The 12,132-nt window shown below is 43.8% G+C and carries 11 protein-coding genes and 1 riboswitch; of the genes, 5 read left to right on the forward strand and 6 right to left on the reverse strand.

What is annotated here, in order from left to right; translation table 11 throughout:
* The first annotated feature begins 153 nt into the window (after positions 1-153).
* On the forward strand, positions 154-2,103 hold the full coding sequence (gene mutL, locus HMPREF1125_RS11465) for a DNA mismatch repair endonuclease MutL (protein WP_000018199.1): 1,950 nt from the start codon (positions 154-156) through the stop codon (positions 2,101-2,103).
* Between the two features lie 140 nt (positions 2,104-2,243).
* Here the strand turns inward: mutL and HMPREF1125_RS11470 are convergent, their stop codons facing one another.
* Positions 2,244-2,741, reverse strand: coding sequence for a helix-turn-helix domain-containing protein (locus tag HMPREF1125_RS11470; RefSeq protein ID WP_000761361.1), 498 nt, complete (start codon positions 2,739-2,741; stop codon positions 2,244-2,246).
* Between the two features lie 158 nt (positions 2,742-2,899).
* On the opposite strand from HMPREF1125_RS11470, the gene ruvA reads away from it, so the two are divergent.
* Both ruvA and HMPREF1125_RS11480 read left to right on the forward strand, forming a co-directional pair.
* Positions 2,900-3,493 carry a Holliday junction branch migration protein RuvA gene (ruvA, locus tag HMPREF1125_RS11475; protein ID WP_000273413.1) on the forward strand — a complete coding sequence of 198 codons (594 nt, stop codon included), beginning with the start codon at positions 2,900-2,902 and terminating at the stop codon, positions 3,491-3,493.
* Positions 3,494-3,502: 9 nt separating this feature from the next.
* Complete coding sequence (locus HMPREF1125_RS11480; RefSeq protein WP_000166573.1) at positions 3,503-4,066, forward strand: DNA-3-methyladenine glycosylase I; 564 nt, start codon at positions 3,503-3,505, stop codon at positions 4,064-4,066.
* Between the two features lie 82 nt (positions 4,067-4,148).
* On the opposite strand, the gene HMPREF1125_RS11485 is transcribed toward HMPREF1125_RS11480, so the two are convergent.
* The 5 genes from HMPREF1125_RS11485 to HMPREF1125_RS11505 form a co-directional block, all read right to left on the reverse strand.
* Positions 4,149-4,412: a SemiSWEET family transporter gene (locus HMPREF1125_RS11485; protein WP_000166113.1), complete on the reverse strand. Its 264-nt coding sequence runs from the start codon at positions 4,410-4,412 to the stop codon at positions 4,149-4,151.
* 105 nt (positions 4,413-4,517) lie between these two features.
* Positions 4,518-5,552 (reverse strand): S66 family peptidase, encoded by a 1,035-nt coding sequence (locus HMPREF1125_RS11490; RefSeq protein WP_000255132.1) that lies wholly within the window; start codon positions 5,550-5,552, stop codon positions 4,518-4,520.
* A 275-nt stretch (positions 5,553-5,827) separates the two neighbouring features.
* Positions 5,828-6,175, reverse strand: a complete 348-nt coding sequence (locus HMPREF1125_RS11495) for a TfoX/Sxy family protein (protein ID WP_000331819.1) — start codon at positions 6,173-6,175, stop codon at positions 5,828-5,830.
* A 15-nt stretch (positions 6,176-6,190) separates the two neighbouring features.
* Positions 6,191-6,868 (reverse strand): DUF1129 domain-containing protein, encoded by a 678-nt coding sequence (locus tag HMPREF1125_RS11500; protein WP_000077997.1) that lies wholly within the window; start codon positions 6,866-6,868, stop codon positions 6,191-6,193.
* Positions 6,869-6,879: 11 nt separating this feature from the next.
* Positions 6,880-7,824, reverse strand: coding sequence for a magnesium transporter CorA family protein (locus HMPREF1125_RS11505; protein WP_000815622.1), 945 nt, complete (start codon positions 7,822-7,824; stop codon positions 6,880-6,882).
* Between the two features lie 136 nt (positions 7,825-7,960).
* On the opposite strand from HMPREF1125_RS11505, the gene uvrA reads away from it, so the two are divergent.
* Positions 7,961-10,792, forward strand: coding sequence for an excinuclease ABC subunit UvrA (gene uvrA, locus HMPREF1125_RS11510; protein ID WP_001152852.1), 2,832 nt, complete (start codon positions 7,961-7,963; stop codon positions 10,790-10,792).
* Positions 10,785-11,846: a M24 family metallopeptidase gene (locus HMPREF1125_RS11515; protein WP_001042878.1), complete on the forward strand. Its 1,062-nt coding sequence runs from the start codon at positions 10,785-10,787 to the stop codon at positions 11,844-11,846. The genes uvrA and HMPREF1125_RS11515 overlap by 8 nt, the downstream gene beginning before the upstream one ends.
* A gap of 53 nt (positions 11,847-11,899) precedes the next feature.
* Positions 11,900-12,051, forward strand: a riboswitch (M-box (ykoK) riboswitch).
* Positions 12,052-12,132 lie beyond the last annotated feature (81 nt).

The raw sequence follows: 12,132 nt of genomic DNA on the forward strand, positions 1-12,132 counted from the left end.
ATTAAACACTATTTTACGACCCATGGCAAGGGACTTTGTCTATGTGGAGGGATTTGGAGTCTATGTGGCGCTTGATTTTTCGGTCCTATCTGAAATGTGGTATAATAGCACTAATCAATTTCTAGGAAAATAGATACAGAAAGGGGCTGAAAGATGTCTCATATTATTGAATTGCCAGAGGTACTGGCAAACCAGATCGCGGCAGGCGAGGTTATCGAACGCCCTGCCAGTGTAGTCAAAGAGTTGGTAGAAAATGCCATTGATGCGGGTTCTAGTCAGATTATCATTGAGATTGAGGAAGCTGGTCTTAAGAAGATCCAAATCACAGATAATGGTCATGGAATTGCCCACGATGAGGTGGAATTGGCCCTGCGTCGTCATGCGACCAGTAAGATAAAAAATCAAGCAGACCTCTTTCGAATTCGGACGCTCGGCTTTCGAGGTGAAGCTCTGCCCTCTATCGCTTCTGTTAGTGTGCTGACTCTGTTGACGGCAGTGGATGGTGCGAGTCATGGGACCAAGCTCGTTGCGCGTGGGGGTGAAGTTGAGGAAGTCATCCCAGCGACTAGTCCTGTGGGAACCAAAGTTTGTGTGGAGGACCTCTTTTTCAATACACCTGCCCGTCTCAAGTATATGAAGAGCCAGCAAGCGGAATTGTCTCATATCATTGATATTGTCAACCGTCTGGGATTAGCTCATCCTGAGATTTCTTTTAGTTTAATCAGTGATGGCAAGGAAATGACGCGGACAGCAGGGACTGGTCAACTGCGTCAAGCCATCGCAGGGATTTATGGTTTGGCGAGTGCCAAGAAGATGATTGAAATTGAGAACTCTGACTTAGATTTCGAAATTACAGGTTTTGTGTCTCTGCCTGAGTTGACTCGGGCTAATCGCAACTATATCAGTCTCTTCATCAATGGCCGTTATATCAAGAACTTTCTACTAAATCGCGCTATTCTTGACGGTTACGGAAGCAAACTCATGGTAGGGCGTTTTCCACTGGCTGTCATTCACATCCATATTGACCCCTATCTAGCTGATGTCAATGTGCATCCAACCAAACAAGAAGTGCGGATTTCTAAGGAAAGAGAACTGATGGCGCTGCTTTCAGAAGCTATTTCAAATAGTCTCAAGGAACAAGCCTTGATTCCTGATGCTTTAGAAAATCTTGCCAAGTCGACCGTGCGTAATCGTCAAAAGGTGGAGCAGACCATTCTCCCACTCAAAGAAAATACGCTCTACTATGAAAAAACAGAACTCTCAAGACCTAGTCAAGCTGAGGTGGCTGATCATCAGGTTGAATTAACTGAGGAAGGTAGGGACCTAACCCTGTTTGCCAAGGAAACCTTGGACCAGTTGACCAAGCCAGCAAAACTCCATTTTGCAGAGAGAAAGCCTGCTAACTACGACCAACTAGACCATCCAGAGTTAGATCTTGCTAGCCTCGATAAGGCTTATGACAAGCTAGAGCGAGAAGAAACATCCAGCTTCCCAGAGTTGGAGTTTTTCGGACAAATGCATGGAACTTATCTCTTTGCCCAAGGGCGAGATGGCCTCTACATCATAGACCAGCACGCGGCTCAGGAACGAGTTAAGTACGAGGAATACCGTGAAAGCATTGGCAATGTTGACCAAAGCCAGCAGCAACTCCTAGTGCCCTACATCTTTGAATTCCCAGCAGATGATGCGCTTCGTCTCAGGGAAAGAATGGCACTTTTAGAGAAAGTGGGCGTCTTTCTAGCAGAGTACGGAGAAAATCAATTTATCCTGCGTGAACATCCTATTTGGATGGTAGAGGAGGAAATCGAGTCTGGTATCTATGAGATGTGCGACATGCTCCTCTTGACCAAGGAAGTTTCTATCAAGAAATACCGAGCAGAGCTGGCTATCATGATGTCCTGCAAGCGGTCTATCAAGGCCAACCATCGTATCGATGACCACTCAGCCAGACAGCTCCTTTATCAGCTCTCTCAATGTGACAATCCCTACAACTGTCCTCATGGACGTCCTGTTTTGGTGCATTTTACCAAGTCGGATATGGAAAAGATGTTCCGACGTATTCAGGAAAATCATACGAGTCTTCGTGAGTTGGGGAAATATTAAGAACACAAAAAGCCTTTGTTCCTTTTGAACAAGGCTTTTTAGCTTTTCTATGGTGGGAATTTTGAATGGACATGGCAACTTGCCATGAGGTTTACACTTGCTTGACAAGAAAAAGTAATGAGAAATATGATTCAATTGACTCAAGGTTTCATAGAGTCGTCTTGGTTTGAGGGATTCTCAAGACCAATCACTTTATCAAGATAACGTTGTTTGGTTTTGAGAGTCTTGCTGATAGCAATCGCTGAAGCAATCAAAAGAACGAAGGTCAGCCAAATCCAGGCGGTGAACTCGGCTGGAAAACTAGAACCAGCTAAAAAGAGATAGATAGCCAGAGCTAAGACGAAAATATAAATCACTTGCCAAAGACCAAAGGATTTAACCTCCTTATAGTATTTGTCCTTGTCTTCCTCAAAAATTACTGCTGTGGAATCTTTTTCAGAGTTTTCATCCAGTAGCAGATAGTCAGTTGTCACTTGAAAAATCTTGCTTAATTCAATGATTTTTTCGATTTCAGGAAGGACTTGTCCAGACTCCCATTTTGAGATGCTTTGCCGAGAAACATTGATTTGTTCAGCTAGCTTTTCCTGGGACCAACCTTTTTCCTTTCTGAGCTCAAATAGTTTTTCTGCGAGTTTCATGATTCTATCCTCCTTTTTCTACCTCTATCCTAACAATTTTTACTTATAATGAGAATACAATCTCCTGTACTATTTGTCAACCAGAGGTTGCACCTTTTGTTGCAGTCTGTCTTGGGGAAATATGGTATACTAGATAGGCAAAATAATGGAGAAAAATTATGTACGAATATTTAAAAGGAATCATTACCAAAATCACTGCTAAATACATCGTCCTAGAGGCAAATGGTATAGGTTATATTTTGCATGTAGCCAATCCCTATTCTTACTCAGGTCAGGTCAATCAAGAAACTCAAATTTATGTGCACCAAGTTGTCCGTGAGGACGCCCATCTGCTCTATGGTTTTCGATCAGAAGATGAGAAGAAACTCTTTCTTAGTCTGATTTCGGTATCAGGGATTGGTCCGGTATCAGCTCTTGCTATCATCGCAGCTGATGACAATGCTGGCTTGGTTCAGGCGATTGAAACTAAGAACATCACCTACTTGACTAAGTTCCCTAAAATTGGCAAGAAAACAGCCCAGCAGATGGTGCTAGACTTGGAAGGTAAGGTAGTTGTGGCTAGCGATGACCTTCCTGCCAAGGTGGCAGTGCAAACCAGCGCTGAAAACCAAGAACTGGAAGAAGCCATGGAAGCCATGTTGGCACTGGGCTACAAGGCGACTGAGCTCAAGAAAATCAAGAAATTCTTTGAAGGAACGACAGATACAGCTGAGAACTATATCAAATCGGCCCTTAAGATGTTGGTAAAATAGGAGAATAATATGACAAAACGCTGTGGTTGGGTTAAAATGAACAATCCTTTATATGTGGCCTATCATGATGAAGAGTGGGGTCAACCCCTTCATGATGACCGTGCTCTTTTTGAACTGCTCTGTATGGAAACTTACCAGTCGGGTCTATCTTGGGAAACGGTACTAAACAAACGCCAAGGATTCCGAGAAGTCTTTTACAACTACCAAGTTCAACGTGTCGCGGAAATGACAGATGGCGAGTTGGAAGCCTTGTTAGAGAATCCAGCCATCATCCGAAATCGTTCCAAGCTCTTTGCGACACGTGCCAACGCCCAAGCATTTTTGCAAGTCCAGAAAACCTACGGCTCTTTTGACGCTTATCTCTGGTCCTTTGTTGAGGGAAAAACGATCGTGAATGATGTTCCTGACTATCACCTAGCACCTGCTAAAACAGCCTTGTCTGAAAAGTTGTCTCAAGATCTCAAAAAACAAGGCTTCAAGTTTACAGGTCCAGTCGCAGTTTTGTCTTTTCTACAGGCGGCAGGCCTGGTTGATGACCACGAGAATGATTGCGAGTGGAAAAACGGAAATTAGTGAGTCCAAGCGTCTAACTATCTGAGAAAATAGAAAAAGCTGAGAAAATTATCTCAGCTTTTTGATTATATGCTAGTAACTTTTATAGTGCAGTAAGAAATGTCAGTCCACCTAAGACAACGCCAGCTGAGTTTGGAATAATTAGTATCCAATCCTTCTTAGGCTCTTTTGTCCATCCGTAAATAACCCAAATTAAACAAGATACTGCTGCGGATAAAGGCTGGAATGGTTGAGCTTTGTTGCCTTGTAAATTGGCAAAAATTTGTGGGATGTAGGCGATAAATACAACAATCCCGATAAAGGCTCCAATTGAACCGACAATTTGATTTATTTTTTGTTTAGTCATATACACCTCCTTTAAAAAGATATCATAGAAATAAGCAAAATGCAATAAATTCAGACACAAATTGTAACGAAAATCAATACCAAAGCACAAAAATGGAGAAATTGTTTATTTTTTGTTATAGTCAAAGCGAATGACTTGCTTCTGTGTATCCACATAAGCGTGAACGCCAAAGGGCACAATGGCTCTTGGAGTTGCGTGACCGACATTCAGATTATAGACAATCGGGATATTGTTATCAATGATATCCAATAGTGCTTCCTTATAGTCGTCATAGAAGGTTTCATCCATTGGCTTTCCGACCAAGAGTCCACTGATAACCCCAAATATCCCCGTGTCCTTTAAAGTCCGCAACATTTTTTTGAAATCATCAGGTTCAGGCTTTTCTTCGCTTGTTTCTAGCAAGAGAATCTTTCCTTCCCAGTCACATAAGTCAGGGAAGAGTCGGTACTCTTGGCAGAGGTCCGTGCTGTCTGCGTATCGAGAATTGTCAAAGATATCATAGAGGGACTCAAGGCAACCACCGAGAATTTCTCCCTCAAACTGAGCATTTCCTTGCAACAAATCAAAGCCTGTATTTACATGACTGATACGAGCTGTTCCCAGAGCCTTGGGACTAAAATCAGTCCGTTCCTCATACCAAAGGTCGCTAGGGCAGATTTCTGAGATTCTTCCTGTCTTGATCAATTCTTTAAAGTAGTGAAAGCTATAGGGTAACATCTCATTGTCTAATTCACAAATGTCTGCTAGAAAGGATTGCCCATAAAAAGTCTTGATCCCTAGTTTGTGCAACATAAGGTGGTTCATGGTTGTATCCGAGAAGCCAAGAAAAATCTTTTGTTGGATAACCTTTTGGAGCTGGTCGTTTTCAAAAAGGTAGGGTAGCAAGCGATAGGTATCATCCCCACCGATGGCGCATAGGATCATGTCGATGCTATCATCAGAAAAGGCCTGCATCAAATCCTCTGCACGTGCCTCCGGATGGTCCTTGATAAAGTCTAACCCTTTTAGCGAATGGGGCAAAAAGATAGGATTGAGTCCCAAATCCTTAAGACGTTGGAGCCCCAAGTCGACTTCGTGTTTGACAAAATCCTCTCCGATAACACCGCTAGACAAACTAACAATACCAATAGTAGAAACCATATCTCATCCTCCTAGAAATAGATTGATACTCTTCGAAAATCAAATTCAAACCACGTCAGCTTTGCCTTGCCGTACTCAAGTACAGCCTGTGGCTAGCTTCCTAGTTTGCTCTTTGATTTTCATTGAGTATGAGCCTATTCTATCACAAAAGATGAGAGAAAACTACAAGAATGAGACTCAGAAGTGCTATTGAATCTCAAGAAAGCAAGTGAAAAAAGCAACCGCTTGTGCAGTTGCTTTTCGTTTTTCTAATCTCTAATCTCACTAGATATGAGTTACTTGGTCAACTCTTGATTATAGGAGAGAGCTAAATCAATCCAGTAAGGAAGTTCTTTTTGACCTTCGATATCTAGGTCTATATAGCCATGATAAGGTCGCCCTCTCATCAATGTGGTATGAGCTCCTGTTCGGGGTAGAACTTGCTTTTCCGTTTCTTTGCCAATTCTCACCATAACCAGCTCGTCCTTTCTGGAACTGACAGTAAGGACCATTTTCCCACGAATCATAAAGGCCAGGCCACCAAACAGTTTCTTTTCTTCTAACTCTTCTTCGAAAATTTGGGGAGGAAGTTTGAGTGCTAGAATTTTTCGAATCTGCTTAGCTAAAGATTGACTATATGCCATAGCGTTTCACTTTTCTTAATAACGTGATGGGCCCGCGCTTGCACTTCGGATGTTAAAACGTTTCTTGAGATAGAAGCGAAGAGCGAGAAGGGCAGCTCCCAGGATAGCCAAAGGCAATGGAGCAAGGACTGGATTGAGGCTGGCTGGTAGGAAGCTTGTTGCAAAGAAGACAACCAACCAAAGGACCATAGAAGCCAAGATAACGAGGATTGATTTCCAGAATGGAGGACGTTGGCTACGATCTGTGTCTGGTCCATAGTACTGGTAGACAAAGTAGTACATCAAGTAGAAGGCAAGTCCTCCTACAAGTCCAACCAACAAGAGGGTAATCAACCCATAGCCAATGGCCTGATCTGTAGAGAAGAAGGTAGTCAGAGCGCTAACCAATGCAAAAAGACTGGTGATAAAAAGGGCTGAGTCCATAATCATGAGTTTTGGATCGTCATTTTCTTTTGGATGCTCTTTTTCGTATTGCTCTTTGACAGTGAAGCTATGGGCCCAGTGAGTTGGAGCGCCGTAGAGGGAACGAGCTGTCGTTCCTTTGGCTTGCTCTTCAAGGATTTTAGGAATGACTTCTTCAAAAACAGCCTTGATTTCAGCGTCTGTTTTACCATCTTTGATAAATTGTTGGGTAGCGATATGGATAAACTCTTGGTTTTTTTTGGTTAGTTTCTGTAAATCAATCTGAGACATAGGGATTCCTCTTAGAACCATTTTTTATGGATGAGATAGAGAGTGAGCGAGACACTCATAGCAAAGGCGATAAAGACGATTAACCAGAAGGCGTGTGGCTCACCGTTTAGAGGGATTTCATTATCCTTGAAGTTCATCCCGTAGGCTGAGAAGATCATGGTTGGGACAGACATGACAATGGTCACGAGAGCCAGAGTTTTCATGATGTTGTTCTGGTTATTGGAAATGATAGAGGCAAAGGTCTCTGTCATAGAGTGAAGGACATTTCCATAGATATCTGCCATCTCGATGGCCTGTTGGGTTTCAATCAGGGTGTCTTCGAGCAGGTCTTCGTCTTCTAGGTATTTCTTGATATTGCTGGTTGCGCTGGTCAATTTCTTAATCACGCGCTCGTTCGTCTTAAGTGAGGCCTTGAAATAGACGATGGTCTTTTCCAATTCCATGAGCTCGATCAGCTCTTCGTTTCGAGTAGACTTGTGAAGTTGACTTTCAATTTGTTCACTCTTACGGTCAATCGAACGAAGGGCAGTCAGGTAAAGCTCAGCATTGCGATAAAGGAGTTGAAAGATAAAGCGTGACCGCATGAAGGTGTAGAAATTGCGCAGTCTACGGTTGATAAAGACATCGAGAACTGGGAGGGATTCCAAGCAGGTAGTGATAATGGTCTCCTCGGTGATGATAATCCCCAGCGGAATCGTAACGTAGTAGGTACGATTGTTTCTTTCCTCTGTGATGGGAACGTCTACGATGATCAAAGTGTACTCATCTTCGATGGTAATACGGGACATTTCTTCCGCATCGAGCGGTGCTCGAAGGTCGGCAATATCAATGTCAAAGGCATTAGCAATTTCCAATGATTCATTTTGTGTAGGATTGACGAGGTTGATCCAAGTACCCGGTTCAAGCGTGTCGATCTCTTTAAATTCAGTTGTTGTTGAGAGAAAAACTTGTTTCATATCCCCTATCCTTTCCTACTATTCAGTGATTCATTTTTTGCACCGTACTATTATACTATAAAAACAGCTTTTTGGGTAATAGAATTTCACATTTTTTGGTATAATGGAAAGCAATAATGGACTAGAAAGAACAAAGATGCAAGATAAAATTGTGATTCATGGGGCACGTGCCCATAACTTAAAAAATATTGATGTGGAGATTCCGCGAGATAAGTTGGTTGTCGTGACCGGTTTGTCGGGTTCGGGGAAATCCAGTCTGGCCTTTGATACCCTCTATGCGGAGGGACAACGTCGCTATGTGGAGAGTTTGTCAGCCTATGCTCGTCAATTCTTGGGGAATATGGAGAAGCCTGATGTGGATGCCATTGATGGTCTCAGCCCAGCTATTTCTATCGACCAGAAAACGACTAGTAAAAATCCTCGCTCGACGGTGGGAACTACGACTGAAATCAATGACTATCTGCGTCTCCTCTATGCGCGTGTGGGGACGCCTTACTGTATAAACGGGCATGGGGCTATCAAGGCTTCTTCTGTGGAGCAAATCGTGGATAAGGTTTTGGAGTTACCTGAACGCCAGCGCCTGCAAATCTTAGCCCCAGTTATCCGTAAGAAAAAAGGACAGCACAAGAGCGTTATTGAAAAGATTCAGAAAGATGGGTATGTTCGTGTCCGTGTGGATGGGGAAGTCTATGATATGACCGAAGTGCCAGAGTTGTCCAAGAGCAGACAACACAATATTGATGTCGTGGTTGACCGTATTGTCATCAAGGAGGGCATTCGTAGCCGTCTCTTTGATTCCATTGAGGCTGCCCTTCGTATCGCAGAAGGCTATGTGATTATCGACACTATGGACGATTCGGAGTTGTTGTTCTCTGAGCACTATGCCTGTCCAGTTTGTGGTTTTACCGTACCAGAGTTAGAGCCTCGTCTCTTCTCCTTCAATGCTCCTTTTGGTTCTTGCAGTGAGTGTGACGGTTTGGGTATCAAGTTAGAGGTGGATATTGATTTGGTAGTGCCAGATGCCAGCAAAACGCTACGTGAGGGGGCTTTGGCACCTTGGAATCCTATCTCATCTAACTACTATCCAAATATGCTAGAGCAGGCTATGACAGCCTTTGGAGTGGATATTGATAAGCCCTTTGAGGACTTGTCAGAAGAAGATAAGAACTTGATTCTCTACGGCTCGGATGGCAAAGAATTTCATTTCCACTATGAAAATGAATTTGGCGGTGTGCGCGATATTGACATTCCTTTTGAGGGAGTTGTCAATAATATCAAACGTCGTTACCATGAGACTAACAGTGATTACACGCGCACCCAGATGCGTCTCTACATGAATGAGCTGACCTGCGGGACTTGTCACGGCTACCGTCTCAATGACCAGGCCTTGTCTGTCCGTGTGGGTGGTGAGCAAGGGCCACATATTGGTGAAATCTCAGACCTGTCTATCGCAGACCACTTGGCTTTGGTGAGCCAGTTGACTCTGTCTGAAAATGAAGCCATTATCGCCCGTCCCATTCTCAAGGAAATCAAGGATCGCTTGACCTTCCTCAATAACGTAGGTCTTAACTATTTGACTCTGTCACGTTCGGCAGGAACCCTTTCAGGTGGGGAGAGTCAGCGTATTCGCTTGGCGACCCAGATTGGATCCAACCTATCAGGTGTCCTATATATCCTGGATGAGCCGTCCATCGGTCTTCACCAGAGGGATAATGACCGCTTGATTGCCAGTCTGAAAAAGATGCGTGACTTGGGCAATACTCTCATCGTGGTGGAACACGACGAAGATACCATGCGCGAGGCGGATTATCTGATTGACGTTGGTCCGGGTGCCGGTGTTTTTGGTGGAGAGATTGTTGCTGCAGGAACACCTAAGCAGGTGGCTCGCAACAGCAAGTCTATCACAGGCCAGTACTTATCAGGGAAACGTGCCATTCCAGTGCCAGCAGAGCGTCGTTCCGGAAATGGTCGTTTTATAGAGGTGACAGGAGCGCGTGAGAACAACTTGCAAAATATCACTGCTCGCTTCCCACTAGGGAAATTCATTGCGGTGACAGGTGTATCAGGATCAGGGAAATCGACCTTAATCAACAGTATCCTCAAAAAAGCCATTGCTCAAAAACTCAACCGCAATTCAGACAAGCCTGGTAAATTTAAGACGATCACAGGGATTGAGCATGTAGACCGCTTGATTGACATTGACCAGAGCCCTATCGGACGGACTCCAAGGTCTAACCCTGCTACCTATACGGGAGTTTTTGACGATATACGTGACCTCTTTGCCCAGACAAATGAAGCCAAGATACGAGGCTACAAGAAGGGCCGTTTCAGTTTCAACGTCAAGGGTGGTCGTTGTGAAGCCTGCTCAGGTGACGGGATTATCAAGATTGAGATGCACTTCTTACCAGATGTTTACGTGGCTTGTGAAGTCTGCCACGGAACCCGCTACAACAGTGAAACCCTTGAAGTTCACTACAAGGAAAAAAATATCTCGCAGGTTTTGGATATGACGGTTAATGATGCGGTGGAATTTTTCCAACACATTCCGAAAATTCAACGCAAACTTCAGACCATCAAGGATGTGGGGTTGGGCTATGTAACGCTAGGGCAACCGGCTACTACCCTTTCTGGAGGAGAAGCCCAGCGTATGAAGTTGGCTAGCGAACTCCATAAACGCTCAACAGGAAAATCTTTCTACATTCTGGATGAGCCGACGACAGGGCTTCATACTGAGGATATCGCTCGCTTGCTTAAAGTCTTGGCTCGCTTTGTTGACGATGGCAATACCGTCCTCGTTATCGAGCACAATCTGGATGTCATCAAGACGGCAGACCATATTATTGATTTGGGACCTGAGGGCGGTGTCGGTGGTGGAACCATCATCGCAACAGGAACACCAGAGGAAGTAGCGGCCAATGAAGCCAGCTACACAGGACACTATTTGAAAGGAAAGTTACATCATGAATAAACGTGTACAAGCATTTCTAGCTAAAATGCAAGAAAAAGAACTAGATGGAATCATTATCAACAACCTTAAAAATGTCTACTATTTGACAGGATTTTGGGGCTCAAATGGAACAGTTTTCATCAGCCGTGACCGTCAGGTCTTGGTGACAGACTCTCGCTATATCATTGCAGCCAAGCAAGAAGTGACAGGTTTTGAGATTGTGGCTGACCGCGATGAGTTGGCTGTTATTGCAGGCATTGTTAAGGATATGGGCTTGTATCGTATCGGTTTTGAGGACGAGATTTCGGTCTCTTATTACCACCGTATGCAGGCAGCCTTTGAAGGGCTTGACTTGCTTCCTCAGACTCAGTTTGTTGAAGCACTTCGAATGATTAAGGATGAAAAGGAGATTGCGACTATTCGCAAGGCTTGTTCTATCTCAGACCAAGCTTTCCACGATGCACTTGACTTTATCAAACCTGGAAAGACTGAGATCGAAATTGCCAACTTCCTTGACTTCCGTATGCGGGAGCTAGGAGCATTTGGCTTATCCTTTGATACAATCCTAGCAAGTGGTATCAACTCTTCCAAACCCCATGCCCATCCAATGCACAAACCAGTAGAGTTGGGAGAAGCCATTACCATGGATTTCGGCTGTCTCTACGATCACTATGTCAGCGATATGACACGTACCATCTATCTAGGCCATGTCAGTGACGAGCAAGCAGAGATTTACAACACAGTTTTGAAAGCCAACCAAGCTCTGATTGATCAAGCCAAGGCAGGTCTAGGTTTCTGTGACTTTGACAAAATCCCTCGTGATATTATCATCGAGGCAGGCTATGGTGACTACTTTACTCACGGTATTGGACACGGTATCGGACTGGATATTCACGAAGAACCTTACTTTAGCCAAACTTCGAAAGAAGTCATTAAATCTGGTATGGTCTTGACTGATGAACCGGGTATCTATATTGAAGGCAAATACGGGGTTCGTATTGAAGATGATATCCTGATTACAGATAACGGTTGTGAGTTATTGACACTTGCTCCAAAAGAATTGATTGTTATCTAAAAAATGAGATAAATCATTGACTTTTATATTTTAAAGGTTTATACTGATAGACGAAAACGGTAGGTGAGGCTACCATAGGGATACGGATGACTACCGCAAAGCAGTGGAGACACTACTCGTTGGTCAACAGTCCTGGTCGCGAAGGCCAAGACTAAGATCATTTCATTGCCCTATGGAGTTAAAGCTTGAACGAAAAAACAGATAATTAGTTTTTTAATCCTGCCATTTTATGGCAGGATTTTCTACTGTTTTAGAACAGGGAAAGGAGACAGATGATGCAAATTGA

It is taken from the genome of Streptococcus oralis SK304 (assembly GCF_000287715.1).
Taxonomy (GTDB): domain Bacteria; phylum Bacillota; class Bacilli; order Lactobacillales; family Streptococcaceae; genus Streptococcus; species Streptococcus oralis_Y.